Source organism: Nakamurella sp. GG22, from assembly GCF_052976845.2.
On the sequence record NZ_JBRIIO020000042.1, the window covers coordinates 1 to 14,859 of the forward strand.

Here is a 14,859-nt window from a genome sequence, read left to right on the forward strand (position 1 = left end):
CATCCCAGGCCGCCTGCAGGTAACTCGCGTCGACGCCCAGAATCTGGTCGTCGGCGCGCAGTGCGTCGTCGCCGTAGCGCTCGAGCATCCAGGTCCGCAGCGATTCGACGGCGGTGTTGCTGAGCAGGTAGTCGGCGAGCACCGCGTCCCGGTCGACGCCGGCCGCCGTCAGCAGGGTCGCGATCGCCCATCCCGTCCGGTCCTTGCCGGCCGCGCAGTGCACCAGCACTCCGCCACCCCGATCGTCACCACCATCGGCCACCGTGCGGAGCAGCGAGGCGACGGACTCCCGGGCGGGGGCCAGCGTCGGGATGGCCGCGTAATAGGCCCTGAGCCGTTCTCCCCCGGTCCACGGCTGTCCGTCGGTCTCGGCCTCTTCCTGCACCTCGTGGGCCGGGGCCTCGTCCTCCTCCGGATGGAAGGGCGCGATCCTGACCGTCACGCTCGCCGGGACCCGGTCGGCGCCGTCACGGGCGATCTCCCGATGACCACGCAGGTCGAAAACCTCGGCGACACGCAGCTTGTCGAGGGCCTCGAGGCCTGCATCGTCAAGCTGGGCGAGGGCCGCCGACCGGAACACGATGCCGGGCCGGATCGGGCCGTCGGGTGTCGGGATCCCACCCAGGTCGCGGAAGTTCCATGTCCCCGGGATGGCCCGGGCGTGCTCAGCTGTCATTGACTGGTCGCTCACCAGCTGGTCAACGCGGTGACGGTCAGCCCGGGCAGCGCGGCGCGGCCGCCGAGATCGGTCAACTCCACGGCGACCGCGACGCCGGCGATGTCCGCACCCGCGCGACGCAGCAACCGGCAGGCGGCAGCAGCGGTCCCGCCCGTCGCCAGGACGTCGTCGATCACCAGCACCCTGGCGCCGGGCGGCACATCGTCGGGATGCAGTTCGAGCCGGGCGCTGCCGTACTCCAACTGGTAGGACTCCGACAGCACCGAGCCCGGCAGCTTGCCCGGCTTGCGGATCGCCAGCACACCGGTTCCGGCGACCATCGCCGCGGCGGCCCCGAGCAGGAATCCGCGCGACTCCAGTCCGGCGATCAGGGTGGCGTCCGGTGCGGCCGCCGCGAGCGCCCGGGCCACCGCATCGAGCGCGGTCGGGTCGGCGAGCACGGGGGTCAGGTCCCGGAAGAGCACTCCCGGTTGCGGGAAGTCCTGCTGGATCCGGACCAGCCGGTTGATCTCAGCAGCGGCATCGGGCACCTGTCACCGGCTCCGTTTGCCGGTGGGTCGCGACCCGCCGGAGCGTCCACCCTTGCCACTGGGCCGCGAACCGCCTGACGGGGGCTTCGGCGCGGGCCGGGCCGGTTTCACACCCGGTTTGGGTGCGGCCCCGGGGGTCAGTTGACCCGCGGTCGCCGGGGTGCTGCCGACGACGGGCTGGCGCCGCACGGATCCGGAAGGAGCGACCCGACCGGTCGGGACGGGCCCGGTGCCGGCCACCCTGCGCAGCGGGTCGCCGTCGGCATCGACGATCAGGCCCTCCGCCTTCCGCTTGGCGGTCACCCGGGCGGTGTGCGCCTTGATCGCCGGGTCGCGCAGCTTCAGGTCGACGGCGATCGGAACGGCGATGAACACCGAGGAGTAGGCCCCGACGAGCATGCCGATGAGCATCACCAGCGACAGGTCCTTGAGTGTCCCGGAGCCGAGGATGACGACGCCCGCAACCAGCAGCCCGGCGACCGGCAACAGCGCGATCAGCGAGGTGTTGATCGAGCGCATCAGCGTCTGGTTGACGGCGAGGTTGGCCGCCTCCGGGTAGGTCCTGCGGTTCAGCGAAGTCAGGCCCTTGGTGTTCTCCTGCATCTTGTCGTAGACGACAACCGTGTCGTAGAGCGAGAAACCGAGGATGGTCAGCAACCCGATGACGGTGGCCGGGGTGACCTCGAAGCCGCTGAGCGAGTAGATCCCCGCCGTGATGATGACGTCATGCAGCACGGACACGACAGCGCCGGCCGCCATCCGCTTCTCGTACCTGATCCAGAGGAACGCGGCGACGGCGACGAGGAAGACCAGCACGGCGAGCAGGGCCCGCTGGGAGATTTCCGAACCCCAGGTCTCCGACACCGCGGAGTTGGAGACACCGCCCTCGGGCGAGTACTCGGCATTGATCGCGGCCTTGGCGGCAACCACCTGCTCCGGCGACAGCGTCGCGGAACTGATCTGGATCTGACTGCCGACGGTCTGCACGGAATCCGGCTCGACACCGGTCGCCGAGGTCACCACCTGGGCCACCTGGGTGGTCGAGATCTCCGCGCCGCTGTCCGGCTGGAACTGCAGGGTGGTGCCGCCGGCGAAGTCGATGCCGAACTGGAACCCACGGAAGATGATCAGCAGCAACGACCCGATGACGAGCGCACCTGACACCGCGTAGTAGATCTTGCGGTGGCCCAGGATGTTGAACGCGCCGGTGCCGGTGGAGAGCCGGGTCAGCACCCCGGCCCGACGGCCGTACTGCTTGTCCATCGTCGCCACGTTGGCGGGAGTCGGCGCTGTCGCTTCGGTCGGGGTCCCCTCGGCCGGGGTGATGGCCTTCTGCTGGTCGTCGGTCGTCACACCGACACCTCCTTGGTGTCCGCGGGGCCGCTCTTGGCGGCGCCGACTCTCGCGTTGGCCGCGCGTTGCTCGGCACCGGCCTTGGCGACGCTGCCCAGACCCGACCACCGCGCGGAGGTGAAGATCGGCGAACCGGCCGCGAGATGGACCAGCGGGTGCGTCACCAGGAACACCACGACGAGGTCGAGCACGGTGGACAGGCCCAGGGTGAACGCGAAGCCCTTGACCTCACCGACCGCGAGGACGTAGAGGATCGCCGCTGACAGGAAGGAGACGGCGTCGGCGGAGAGGATCGTCCGCTTGGCGCGTTGCCACCCGCGCGGCACCGCCGACCGGAACGTCCTTCCCTCCCTGACCTCGTCCTTGATGCGTTCGAAGTAGATGACGAACGAGTCCGCGGTGATGCCGATCGCGATGATCAGACCGGCGACGCCGGCCATGTCCAGGCTGTAGTTGATCCACCGGCCGAGCAGCACCAGGATCGCGTACACCAGGCCGAAGGACAGGACGAGCGACAGGATCGTGATGACGCCGAGCAGTCGGTAATACAACAGGCAGTAGATGACGACCAGCAGCAGCCCAATACCGCCGGCGATCAGGCCGGCCTTGAGGTATTCCAGGCCCAACTGGGCGCTCACGCTGACAGTTTCCGCCCGGTCGAACGCCAACGGCAGCGCGCCGAACTTGAGCGAGTTGGCCAGCCCGGCGGCCGATTCCTGGGTGAACGACCCGGAGATCTCGGTGCCCGGCGTGGTGATCGGGCCGTTGATCCGCGGCGCCGAGATGACCTGGCCGTCCAGCGTCATCGCGGTCAGCTTGCCGACGTTCTCGCTGGTGTAGGTCGACCACTTCCCGTAGCCGTCCGATTTGAACGTCATGTTGACGACCCAGCCGGCGCCCTGGGTGCTCTGACCGGAGGTGGCGGTGTCGATCTGGGTGCCGGCGATCAGCGTCTTGTCGAGCAGGTAGATCGCGGTGCCGTCGTCAGCGCAGGCGATCAGCGGCTTGTTCGGGTCGTCGAGCCCGCGGTAGGGCTCGAGATCGGCGCAACTGAGCCCGGGCAGGGCCGTGGTCGCGGCCGAGATCCAGGCGCTGACTGCCGCCTCGTCCGTGCCGAGAGGTTGGGTCGGCAGGTCCGGGTTGCTGCCGGCCGGCCATGCGGGTGCGGCGGCAGCGGTGCCGGAGGCCCCGGTTCCCGACGCGGTGGCCGCCGCGCTGCCGGCGGGAGTCGATGCTGCAGGAGTGGAGGCAGGAGTGGACGCAGCAGGCTCGCTGGCCGGGGTTGACGGTGCGGTACTGCCGCTGGGCGCGGCGACCGCGGCCTGCGGCGCGCGCAGCCCCGGCGCCGGCGAGCTGGCCGGGGCGGTGGTAGCTGCCTGACTGCCGCTGCCCGGTGCGACGGTGGCGGATTCGCCCGGCACCGCGCTGGCCGTCGGTGTCGGCGTGTCGCCGATCGCCGGGACGGTGGTCTCGGACGCCGATGCGCCCGACCCGCTGGACGGCGCGGCGGAGGTACTGGCCGCCGGTGGGACGAAGCCGGCCGGGTAGCTGATCACCGGGTTGCCGCTGGCGTCGCTCACCACCGGGCGGATGTTCATCTGCGCGGTCCGGGTCAGCGAGTTGAGATCCTGGGTTCCGGGAACTGTGATGACGAGCTGCTTGGCGCCGTCGATCTGGATCTCGGCGCCGGCCACACCCGAGCCGTTGACCCGGCTCTCCATGATGGTGCGCGCCTGTTGCATCTGTTGCCGGGTCGGGTCAGATCCGTCCTGGGTGCGGGCGGTGAGGGTGATCCGGGTACCGCCCTGCAGGTCGATACCGAGCTTGGGGGTGTTGGACCCGGGGGTCAGGAAGACGAGCCCGTAGAGGACACCGGTGATGCCGATGAACGTCCAGATCAATCGCCAGGGCCTGAACTGCCCAGCAGGTGTCGCCACGTCGCGCCTATCTTCTCTGCTCGTCACACGACAAGAGGCCCCCGGTGATCGGATGAGCTGATCAACTGAGCTGATTCAGCTGAGCTCGATCACCACGGGCCGCGCCGCATGCAACAGGGGCGATCGTCACGCCCCCCACATGATGATGCCCCGACCCTGGACGGGCCGGGGCAGTCCCACAGCTTAGTTGAGGTCCTTGGACTTACGGTCCGTCACGGTGGTATCGGTCGGGTCAAGATCTTCCGCGTCGATGACGTCCGGGTCGTCCGAGCTGTCCACCAGCTCGTAGTCGTCGGTCTGGCCGGGAACGATGATCTCCCGGACGGCGGCGCGGACCCAGGTGGTGCGCAGGCCCGGCGCGATCTCGAGTTCGATCGTGTCGTCGGCGATGGCGGTGACGGTGCCGTGCAGGCCGGAGGTCGTCATGACCCGGGCGCCGGGGACCAGTGAGTCGTGCATCTGCTTCGTGGCCGCGGCCACCCGCTTCTGCTTCTTCATGCTGAAGTACATCAACCCGCCCAGTCCCGCGAACATCAGGATGGGCAGCAGCATCTGTTCCATGGTTCTCCTCGTCTCGAGTCCGTCGACGTCACCGGTCCGGTGATGTCCGTGCCCACGCTCGCAGCGCGGTGCGGCGCGCAATGGTCATCTCGTACGCAGGTACACCTTCGCAACGAGGCAGAGCCGCCGGAGGTTCCACGACCCGGCCCGACCACGGTGGCACGTCACGTAACCCAGGGCAAGGCTACCCGTCGAAGAGCGTGTCGCCCGCCGTCGAACCCGCCGGCCCGCCCATCTTCAGGCCCAGATGGGCCCACGCCGCCGGTGTCGCGATCCTGCCCTGGCGGGTTCTGGCGAGCATCCCCACCCTGACCAGGAACGGCTCGCAGACCTCCTCGACGGTCGACGACTCCTCGCCCACCGCGACCGCCAGGGTGGTCAGCCCGACGGGCCCGCCGCCGAACGAGCGGCAGAGTGCGCCGAGCACGGAGCGGTCGAGTCGATCCAGACCGAGTTCGTCGACGTCGTACACCGCGAGCGCGGCCCGTGCGATGTCCCTGGTGATCGATCCGTCCGCCCTGACCTGGGCGTAGTCGCGGACCCGGCGGAGCAGCCGGTTGGCGATCCGCGGTGTGCCCCTGGACCGGCGGGCGATCTCCGTCGCGCCGTCCGGCCGCAGGTCGATACCGAGGATGGCGGCGCTGCGGGTGATCACCGTCGTCAGCTCGTCGGCCGAGTAGAACTCCATGTGCGCGGTGAAGCCGAACCGGTCGCGCAGCGGGCTCGTCAGCTGTCCCGAACGGGTGGTGGCACCCACCAGGGTGAACGGCGCGATCTCCAGCGGGATGGAGGTGGCGCCGGGTCCCTTGCCGACCATCACGTCGACCCGGAAGTCCTCCATGGCCAGGTACAGCATCTCCTCGGCCGGCCGCGAGATGCGGTGGATCTCGTCGATGAACAGCACGTCGCCCTCGACCAGGTTCGACAGGATCGCGGCGAGATCGCCCGCCCGCTCGAGCGCCGGACCGGATGTCAGGCGCAGTGCCGCGCCCATCTCGGCGGCGATGATCATCGACAGCGAGGTCTTGCCCAGACCGGGCGGTCCGGCGAGCAGCACGTGATCCGGTGGTGTCCCGCGCAGCTTCGCGCCGGACAGCACCAGTCCCAGCTGTTCCCGCACCCGGACCTGACCGACGAATTCGTCCAGCGACCGCGGCCGCAGCGACGCCTCGACATCGGTGTCCGCGGCCGTCTCGGTGGCGGTGACGACGCCCTCGAACGTCAGGTCGTCATCGGCTTCACGCTCTGCCGCATCTCCCCCACCGGGCAGCGACGCGGCACTCACCTGGTCCGCCCGAGCAGGGCCAGTGCCCTGCGCAGCAGCACGCCGACATCACCCTCGCTGACGGCGGGATCCTCGGCGTCCTCGGCCACCGCGCCGGTGGCGTCCTCGGCCTGCTTCGCCGTGAAGCCAAGCCCGACAAGGGCTTCCACCAACTTGTCCCGCCACGGCAGGCCGATGCCGGCACCGCCGCCGGCCGTCCCGGCCGGCGATCCGCCGAGCGCACCCACCTTGTCCTTCAGTTCCAGCACCAGCCGCTCCGCGCCCTTCTTGCCGATGCCCGGCGCCCTGGTCAGCATGGCGGTGTCGCCGGAACCGAGGGCACGACGCAGCTGTTCGGGATCGAGGACGGCGAGCAGCGCGAGGGCGATCTTGGGCCCCACCCCGGACACCGACTGCACCAACTCGAAGAGCTCCTTGGCCTCGTCGGAGCCGAAACCGAACAGGGTGAGCGAGTCCTCCCGGACGACGAGCGTGGTGGACAGCCTGGCCTGCTCACCGCGGCGCAGGCCGGCCAGCGTCGCCGGTGTGGTGCGGACGGCCAACCCGACGCCGCCGACCTCGATGACCGCGTGGTCGAGGTGCACCGACAGCACCTGGCCGCGGACGGAGCTGATCACGGCGCCATCCTTGCCTTCGCGGCGGCGGCGAGCAGCTTGTTCTGCATGGGTGAGCGCCACAGGTGGCACAACGCCAGGGCCAACGCGTCGGCGGCGTCGGCCGGCCTGGGTGATTCGGGCAGCCGCAGCAGCCGGGTGATCATCGCGGTGACCTGCGCCTTGTCCGCGTTGCCGTTGCCCGAGACGGCGGCCTTGACCTCGCTGGGGGTGTGCCAGGCGACCGGGATGGACCGGCGCGCGGCGGCCAGGGCGACCACCCCGGAGGCCTGCGCGGTGCCCATCACGGTGCGGACGTTGTGCTGGCTGAACATCCGCTCGATGGCGACGGTGTCCGGCAGCAGGCGGTCCATCATCGCCTCCACCTGTTCGGCGATGGTGAGCAGCCGTTCGGCGAGGTCCATCCCAGGAGCGGTCCGGACGACGACGACCTCGACCATCCGCGGTCGCTGCCCCGGACCGCCGTCGACCACTCCGATGCCGCACCTGGTCAGGCCGGGGTCGACGCCGAGCACTCGCACGCGACCTCCTACCCGAACACCTGTACGTCGCGTCACGCTACCGGCCGATGCACCACAGCCACGCCAGGCACGCCACGCCCGGCTACTCGTTGTCCAGTTGCTCCGCGATGTCGTCGGCGATGTCGGCGTTCGTGTAGACGTTCTGCACGTCGTCCAGGTCCTCGATGGCGTCCACCAGCTTGACCGCCTTGCGGGCCCCGTCGATGTCCAGCGGCACGCTGACCGAGGCGATGAACGTCGGGTCGGCGGAGTCGTACTCGATGCCGGCCTCGGTGACGGCGGTGCGCACCTTGACCAGGTCCGCGGCCTCGGAGACCACCTCGAACGCGTCGCCGAGATCGTTGATCTCGTCGGCACCCGCGTCCAGCACCGCCAGCATCAGGTCGTCCTCGGACAGCTCCGCGCCGGCGGTCTCCTTGGGCACGATGACGACGCCCTTGCGGCTGAACAGGTACGCGACGCTGCCTGGATCGGCCATCGACCCGCCGTTACGGGTGACCGCCACGCGCACCTCGGAGGCGGCCCGGTTCCGGTTGTCCGTCAGGCACTCGATCATGATGGCGACCCCGTTCGGGCCGTAACCCTCGTAGGTGATCGCCTGGTAGTCGACGCCGCCGGCCTCGGCGCCGGAGCCGCGCTTGGTCGCCCGGTCGATGTTCTCGTTCGGAACCGAGGACTTCTTCGCCTTTTGGATCGCGTCGAACAGCGTCGGGTTACCGTCCGGATCGCCGCCGCCGGTGCGCGCGGCCACCTCGATGTTCTTGATCAACTTGGCGAAGAGCTTGCCCCGCTTGGCGTCCTTGGCCGCCTTCTGGTGCTTGGTCGTCGCCCATTTGGAGTGGCCGCTCATCGTCCTGCAGAACCCCTCTACGTCATGCTGCCGTTTCGTCCCGACAGACGATCCTACGGTGCCCGCGGGGTCAGGATTGCTGCACGATCTCCAGGAACAGGGCGTGCAGCCGATCGTCGCCGCTGACCTCGGGGTGGAACGAGGTCGCCAGGACGTTGCGCTGCCGCACCGCGACCGGATGGCCGCCGACGCCGGCCAGCACCGTCACGTCGGGACCGGTGCGCTCCACCCACGGCGCCCGGATGAAGACCGCGTGCACCGGTCCGCCCGGGATGCCCAGCACCTCGAGATCGGTCTCGAAAGAATCGACCTGGCGCCCGAAGGCGTTGCGGCGCACCGTGATGTCGATCGCGCCGAGTGGACGCTGATCGGCCCTGCCGTCGAGGATGCCGTCGGCCAGCACGATCATCCCGGCGCACGATCCGAACGCCGGCAGCCCGTCCGCCAGCCGCTCCCGCAGGGGCTCGCGCAGCTCGAAGACGTCCAGCAGTCGGCAGATGGTGGTGGACTCGCCACCGGGGATGACGATGCCGTCGAGGTCGCCGAGTTCGCTAGCCCGGCGAACCGGTCTGGCCGTCACACCCAGGCCGCCGAGCGCGACCAGGTGCTCGCGGACATCGCCCTGCAGTGCCAGGACCCCCACCACCGGATCGGATCGGGTCATCGCGCGAACCGATCGACCGAGCGCCCGAGGCGCATCACCCGCCGGGCTTCCACGACATCAGCACCACCACGACCACCAGCAGCAGCGAGGTCACGCCGGAGCCGATGGCTATCCGCCGGTAGTCCGGCTTGCTCAGCTCCTGCGCGGCCGGGTCCTGCAGGTGCTCGGCGGCACTGCGCAGCGCGGGCACGACGGCCAGCAACGTCAGACCGACCGCGAGGACGTACAGGATGATCGAGATCAGCACCCAGGGGGTGCTGACAGAGGTGTCGTGGTCCGACACCCCGAGGATGCCGAAACCGAGGATCGCGACGAGCAGCGACAGCAGGCTGAAGATGTAGGTCGACTTCGCCAGCACCGCGACCTGGCCGCCCTGCCCGGCGCGGACCGAGCGCATCGCCGTCATCGGCAGGATCGCCATCGGGCCGACGATGAACACGGCGCCCACGACGTGCAGGGCGGACAACACATCTTCCATGGCGCTGACCCTATCGAGCTGACCGCACCGCGTTCTCATCTCACCCAACCGGGCGGTATCACAGCCAGCGGTATCTGGACCCGGGGCGGCGCCTCTTTCCCTGTGCTGCCGGGAGGGTCCCGGCGCAGAAGGGGGGCGGACATGTCCGCACGTCAGGAATTGCTGATCACCGATCTCGATGACGCCGCATGGGAGTCGACCGTCGAGGTCGCCGACAACGAGCTGCGCGCCGTTGCCGGATCGCTGCGGATGCAGGGCACCGTGAGCACCTGTCATCAGAGCGGCGGCTACGACTGCGACTGACGGTCGCGACCGACCGATCGCGGGGCGGCACCGGCACGTCCGGTGCCGCCCTCGCGTCAACGACAGGGGGCTTGGATGATCCTGATCCTGACCGGCGACGGCGACGTGCACGCCGACGAGGTGTGCGACGTGCTGACCGCCAGGGGCGTGCCGTTCGCCCGCTTCGACCCGGCGTGCTTCCCGCGCGAGGCGACAGTGGCGGTCCGGCTCAGCCCGTCGGGTGCGCTCTCCGGTGAGCTGCGGTGGAACGGTTCGATATCCTCGGAATCCGTTGCGCTGCAGGACATCGACACGGTCTGGTGGCGCCGCCCCGGCACTCCGGTTGTGCACAGTTCACTCTCGGGAACCCCGGCGGGTGAGTTCGCGGAACACGAAGCGGCCGCGGCACTGTCGGATCTCTGGGAGCTGCTCGACGTCCCGTTCATCCCGGCAACGCCTGACGGCCTGACGCACGCCGGGCGGAAGGCCCGGCAGTTGCGGATGGCCGGCCGGCTCGGATTCGACCTGCCGGACACCCTGATCGGCAACGATCCCGACGGCTTCCTGACGTTCCATCGCCGGCAACGGGCCGCGGTGATCACCAAGCGGGTCGGGACCGGGCAGCGGATGGCAGCGGCGGACGGCGAGACGATCATCCGGTACGCCGATCCGGTGCGGCCGCGGGATCTGGCCCGGCTGCAGGACATCGAGCTGTGCCCGTTCATCGCGCAGGAGCAGGTTGCCAAGGACGTCGAGTTGCGGGTCACCGTGGTCGGCGACCGGGTGTTCGCCGCCGCCATTCACTCGCAGGAGGCGCACCACACCCGCAACGACTGGCGCCGGTACGACAGTGCCCGCACCCCGATGCAGCCCATCGAGCTGCCCGACGAGGTGGCGGACCGGTGCCGCTCGCTACTCCGGGAGCTCGACCTGCTGTACGGGGCAATCGATCTCGTGCTGACACCGGACGGCCGGTACGTGTTCCTGGAGATCAATCCCAACGGTCAGTACCTCTGGATCGAACACGACACCGGCCTGCAGATCAGCGCCGCCATCGCCGACCTGCTCGCTCACGCCGGCCGCACCCTGGAGCCCAGCCGATGACAGCATCCACCCGTACATCCGGCACCCGCGAAACCCCCGGCGAATCGGACGGTTTCATCGCCGAGGTGCTGGGACTGCTGCGCCGCGCGACGCCCGACAGTGCCGGCGAGGCGTGGCTCCGCGAACGGCTCGACACCCTGCGGCGCACCGAACCCGCCACCCGGATCACCCTGCTGGTCGACCGGGAGGCCTACGACAACCGTATGTCCTTCGCCGTTCTCATCCGGGAGCCGGCGGGCCGCACGGTCTCCGTGTCGGTCACCGACGGCGGCCTCCCGTGGCCGCTGCGCGGCGTCGCGCGAGCCACCGAATTCGACCTGCTCCGGGTGAACGCGGTGACGATGCCGATCCAGGAAGCCTTTTCGAGCATCGACGCGATGTTCGACGACCGGCACATCCTGAGATCGCTGGTCGACGCCTGCCTGCTCGGTGAGGCCATCGACGCCGAGGGCATCGAGATCCATCCGGGCGAGCTGCAAACGGCAGCCGATTCCTTCCGCGCCGCCCGTGGCCTGTTCACCGTGGAGGCGACGAACCACTGGCTGCGGGAGCGCAGCCTGAGCCCCGAGCAGTTCGGTCAGCTCGTCGAGCAGCAGGCCAAGATCAGCGCCCTCCGCAGGACGATCGTCGGCGACCGGGTCGACGCACTGCTGGGTGCGGCACCGGACGGCACTGCGCCGACGTTCCTCCAGGTGGCCTGGGTGCAGGTTCCGGCCGGTACGGACCGGCCGGACTCGGAGGCCGCGCAGGTGATCGGCCGAGATCCGCTGCAGGCCATCGTCACCGCCCGGCGGGATCAGCGCAGGGCCGGACTGGAGCGATGGTCGTCCGCGGATGTGCCGGAGCGGTTCAGCATGGTGCTCGACGCGCCGGCCGGCACCGTCGTCCGGGCGACCGACGGACCCCCGGCGCTCGCCGTGGTGGTGGATCGAGACGAGCCGCACGATGCGGGGGCGGCCCGGGAGCGGCTCACGCGCCGGTTGTTCGACGAATGGCTCGCCGAGCGACGGCGATCGGCCGACATCCAATGGTTCTGGGGCAACGAGCGGCGGACCGCGCAGGCGGTGCCACAGCCGTGACCGGCACGCCCCGCGCCCGGTGGAGACGGGTCTCCGTCGTCCTGCAGGCGACCGCGACGGATTGCGGCCCGGCCTGCCTGACCATGGTGCTCCGCAGTGCGGGCGCCGCCCTCACCCTGGACGCCGTGCGGGAGGACATGGGCGTCGGCCGGGACGGCGTCACCGCCTACGACCTGCGCGCGGAGGCGCGCCGTCACGGCCTGGACTGCAAGGCCGTCCGGACCGGCATAGAGGGTCTCCGGTCCTTGCCGCTGCCGCTGATCGCGCACTGGGAGGACAACCATTTCCTGGTGGTGGAGCGGGTCGGCCGCCGGACGGTGAGCGTCGTCGATCCTGCCATCGGGCGCCGGACGTTCACGCCGGCGGAGTTCGGGCAGGGGTACCGGGACATCGCGCTGGCCTTCCGGGGCAGCCCGGCCGCCGCTGCTGCCACCCCCGGCGAGCCGCCACTCGCGGCGGAGTCCGTGTGGCGGGGCATGATCCGGCCAGCACTCGCGGCGCACCGGCGGGTGCTGGCCGCGTTGCTCCTGACGTCGGCGCTGCTGCTGGTGGCCGGGCTGGCCGTCCCGATCGTCACCGCCGCCATCGTCGGCGCGGTCGCATCCGGCACCGCCGCCGGATCGGGCGCCGGCTGGGTCGCCGTCGTTGCAGTCGTGACCGCCGCGGTCGGCGTGATCGCGCTGATCCGCGGGCTGGCCGGTGCGCACCTGCAGCGGATCGTCGGCGGCGCACTGCCGCGCGACCTGCTCGAGCGGCTGCTGGCAGCGCCGCTGCGCTTCTTCGACCACCGGGGCACCGGGGAGATCGTCTCCCGGCTGACCGCCACCGACGTCGTCCGTGATGCGCTCGCCACCCGGCTGGTGGGTGCGGTGCTGGACGCCGTGCTGGCCACGGTGTATTTGGTGCTGCTGGCGGTCATCGATCCGCGACTGGCACTGATCACGGTCTGCCTGGCCGCCGTGCAACTCGTGGTCGTCGGCGCGCTGGCCGTCCGGGGTCGGCGGCTCCGCAGGGAGGAACTGCTCGCCGAGGCCCGCAGCACGAGCTGGTTGGTGGAATCGGTCCGCGGCATGGAGTGGGTCAAGGCTGCCGGTGCGGAGGGGATGTTGCGGCGCCGATGGGCAGATCTGCACGGGCGCCGGCTGATCGCGCTGAGCCGGGCGTCCCGGACGATCGCCATGGCCGAGGCGGTGGCCGACGCCTTCCGGATCGGCGGACCCGTCGCACTCCTGCTGGCCGCTGTTCCGGCCGCGACCGGGCCCGCCCTGCCGCTGGTCGGCACGGGCCCCGGCGCCGTCGTCGGCCTCGCCGCGCTGGGCGCCGCGGTGCTGCTGCCGCTGGGCTCGCTGGCCGGCCACCTCCGCGCGATCTCCGAGCTCGGTTCGGTCGTCGAGCACCTCACCGACCTCGCACAGGCGCCCGCCGAACAGCCGCCGTCCCGGCCCTCCGCACCACCGCTGCGGGGCGGGATCGCCCTTCGGGCAGTGTCTTTCCGGCACACCCACCGGTCTGCGTGGATCCTGCGGGACATCTCGGTGCAGATCCCGGCGGGCGGCAAGCTCGCCATCGTGGGCGCGTCGGGTTCCGGCAAATCGACGCTGGCGAAGCTGATCTGCGGGCTGTACGAGCCGACCGAGGGTGTTGTGCTGATCGACGGGACACCGCTGCAGTCCTTCGATCTGCCCTCTGTCCGACGGCAGATGGGGGTCGTCCTGCAGGATCCGTTCCTGCTGTCCGGGACGGTGGCCGACGCCATCGCGCTGCGCTCCCCCGCCGCCCCGCTCCCGGCCATTCGGGAAGCCGCGCGGCTGGCCGGTGTCCACGACGAGATCCTGGACCTGCCCCGCGGCTATCAGACCTGGCTCGCCGAGGGCGGCTCGGGTCTGTCCGGCGGCCAACGGCAACGGCTGGCGCTCGCCCGCGCCCTGCTGGACAAGCCCGCGGTGCTGGTTCTCGACGAGGCGACCTCACACCTGGACGCGACGACGGAAGCGGTCGTCGAGACAAACCTGCATCAACTCGGGATGACCAGGATTGTTGTGGCCCATCGGCTCTCGACAGTTCAGGACGCCGATCACGTTCTCGTCCTGGACGCCGGCCGGGTGGTGGAACAGGGCAGCCCGTCCCAGTTGTCGGCGAGCGGCGGGCGGTACGCGGCGTTGGCCGCGGCTCAGCAGCCTGCCAACCTCTAGCGGCCCTCCGCCTCGGTGAACGGTGCGTCGCCCGTGGTCGAGAGAGCGGGTTCCGGGCGCCCGGTCGACCGCACCTGCAGGCGGGGCAGCAGTACGTGCAGCAGCGGGCCGATGGACAACGCGTAGAGCACGGTGCCCACCCCGACCACACCGCCGAGGATCCAGCCGATACCGAGCACGCTGAGCTCGATCGTCGTCCGCACCAATCGGATGGTTCCGATTCCGCGGGCCACCAGGCCGGTCATCAGCCCGTCGCGAGGGCCCGGTCCGAGTCCGGCGCCGATGTACAGCGCACCGGCCACCGCATTGCCGACGATGGCGAGTACCAGCACGACGATGCGCACCGTCAGGTTCTCGAATTCCGGGATGAGCGACAGCGCGGCGTCCGTGGTGAAGCCGATGATCGCGGCGTTGGCGATGGTTCCGATGCCGGGCCGCTGGCGCAGCGGGATCCAGAGCAACAGCACGAACACCGAGACGATCGTGATGACCGTGCCGTAGGACAACGGCACCCAACGGTTGACCAGCGCCGTCAGGCCCTGGTGGAACACATCCCACGGGTCGAGGCCGAGGACGGCCCTGACCATCATCGCCATGGTGATGCCGTACAGCACGAGCCCGACGAGGAGTTGGCTGAATCGGCGCACGCGACGGTCGGTGGGGATGGGAGCTAACAAGCGCATGAGGCCACTCTGTCGAGATCTGGTCTGTACATCCAGTACCAGTTGCG

16 protein-coding genes are annotated in these 14,859 nt (G+C 70.3%); 4 read left to right on the plus strand and 12 right to left on the minus strand.

Going from position 1 to position 14,859, the window contains the following annotated elements:
• From ACVBEQ_RS25460 to ACVBEQ_RS25510, 11 genes are all read right to left on the minus strand, one after another.
• The coding region (locus ACVBEQ_RS25460; protein WP_447156238.1) for a tyrosine-protein phosphatase at positions 1–676 on the minus strand (676 nt) is incomplete at its 3' end.
• 11 nt (positions 677–687) lie between these two features.
• Positions 688–1,209, minus strand: coding sequence for an adenine phosphoribosyltransferase (locus tag ACVBEQ_RS25465; RefSeq protein WP_447156239.1), 522 nt, complete (start codon positions 1,207–1,209; stop codon positions 688–690).
• A 3-nt stretch (positions 1,210–1,212) separates the two neighbouring features.
• Entirely contained in the window at positions 1,213–2,472 is a 1,260-nt protein-coding gene (gene secF / locus ACVBEQ_RS25470; protein WP_447156275.1) for a protein translocase subunit SecF, read from the minus strand.
• Positions 2,473–2,558: 86 nt separating this feature from the next.
• Positions 2,559–4,499 carry a protein translocase subunit SecD gene (gene secD / locus ACVBEQ_RS25475; RefSeq protein WP_447156240.1) on the minus strand — a complete coding sequence of 647 codons (1,941 nt, stop codon included), beginning with the start codon at positions 4,497–4,499 and terminating at the stop codon, positions 2,559–2,561.
• Positions 4,500–4,682: 183 nt separating this feature from the next.
• Positions 4,683–5,060 carry a preprotein translocase subunit YajC gene (yajC, locus tag ACVBEQ_RS25480; RefSeq protein ID WP_447156241.1) on the minus strand — a complete coding sequence of 126 codons (378 nt, stop codon included), beginning with the start codon at positions 5,058–5,060 and terminating at the stop codon, positions 4,683–4,685.
• A 184-nt stretch (positions 5,061–5,244) separates the two neighbouring features.
• Entirely contained in the window at positions 5,245–6,285 is a 1,041-nt protein-coding gene (gene ruvB, locus ACVBEQ_RS25485; RefSeq protein ID WP_447156276.1) for a Holliday junction branch migration DNA helicase RuvB, read from the minus strand.
• Between the two features lie 56 nt (positions 6,286–6,341).
• On the minus strand, positions 6,342–6,962 hold the full coding sequence (gene ruvA, locus ACVBEQ_RS25490) for a Holliday junction branch migration protein RuvA (protein ID WP_447156242.1): 621 nt from the start codon (positions 6,960–6,962) through the stop codon (positions 6,342–6,344).
• Positions 6,959–7,480 carry a crossover junction endodeoxyribonuclease RuvC gene (ruvC, locus tag ACVBEQ_RS25495; RefSeq protein WP_447156243.1) on the minus strand — a complete coding sequence of 174 codons (522 nt, stop codon included), beginning with the start codon at positions 7,478–7,480 and terminating at the stop codon, positions 6,959–6,961. Before ruvC ends, ruvA begins: the two co-directional genes overlap by 4 nt.
• A gap of 82 nt (positions 7,481–7,562) precedes the next feature.
• Complete coding sequence (locus ACVBEQ_RS25500) at positions 7,563–8,330, minus strand: YebC/PmpR family DNA-binding transcriptional regulator (RefSeq protein WP_447156244.1); 768 nt, start codon at positions 8,328–8,330, stop codon at positions 7,563–7,565.
• A gap of 70 nt (positions 8,331–8,400) precedes the next feature.
• The gene (gene pdxT / locus ACVBEQ_RS25505; RefSeq protein WP_447156245.1) at positions 8,401–8,994 is read right to left on the minus strand and encodes a pyridoxal 5'-phosphate synthase glutaminase subunit PdxT; all 594 of its coding nucleotides are present in this window, start codon (positions 8,992–8,994) and stop codon (positions 8,401–8,403) included.
• Positions 8,995–9,028: 34 nt separating this feature from the next.
• Complete coding sequence (locus ACVBEQ_RS25510) at positions 9,029–9,472, minus strand: DUF2269 family protein (protein ID WP_447156246.1); 444 nt, start codon at positions 9,470–9,472, stop codon at positions 9,029–9,031.
• Between the two features lie 141 nt (positions 9,473–9,613).
• Here ACVBEQ_RS25510 and ACVBEQ_RS25515 point away from each other — a divergent pair, with 141 nt between their 5' ends.
• The 4 genes from ACVBEQ_RS25515 to ACVBEQ_RS25530 all read left to right on the plus strand — a co-directional run bounded on the left by ACVBEQ_RS25515 (position 9,614) and on the right by ACVBEQ_RS25530 (position 14,129).
• Complete coding sequence (locus ACVBEQ_RS25515) at positions 9,614–9,775, plus strand: hypothetical protein (protein ID WP_447156247.1); 162 nt, start codon at positions 9,614–9,616, stop codon at positions 9,773–9,775.
• Between the two features lie 75 nt (positions 9,776–9,850).
• The gene (locus ACVBEQ_RS25520; protein ID WP_447156248.1) at positions 9,851–10,858 is read left to right on the plus strand and encodes an MvdC/MvdD family ATP grasp protein; all 1,008 of its coding nucleotides are present in this window, start codon (positions 9,851–9,853) and stop codon (positions 10,856–10,858) included.
• Complete coding sequence (locus tag ACVBEQ_RS25525) at positions 10,855–11,937, plus strand: TIGR04500 family putative peptide maturation system protein (protein WP_447156249.1); 1,083 nt, start codon at positions 10,855–10,857, stop codon at positions 11,935–11,937. The genes ACVBEQ_RS25520 and ACVBEQ_RS25525 overlap by 4 nt, the downstream gene beginning before the upstream one ends.
• A complete protein-coding gene (locus tag ACVBEQ_RS25530) occupies positions 11,934–14,129 on the plus strand; it encodes a peptidase domain-containing ABC transporter (protein ID WP_447156250.1) in 2,196 nt (731 codons plus the stop codon). Before ACVBEQ_RS25525 ends, ACVBEQ_RS25530 begins: the two co-directional genes overlap by 4 nt.
• Here ACVBEQ_RS25530 and yczE read toward each other — a convergent pair.
• Positions 14,126–14,812 carry a membrane protein YczE gene (gene yczE, locus ACVBEQ_RS25535; protein ID WP_447156251.1) on the minus strand — a complete coding sequence of 229 codons (687 nt, stop codon included), beginning with the start codon at positions 14,810–14,812 and terminating at the stop codon, positions 14,126–14,128. The two genes, ACVBEQ_RS25530 and yczE, sit on opposite strands and share 4 nt — an antisense overlap.
• Positions 14,813–14,859 lie beyond the last annotated feature (47 nt).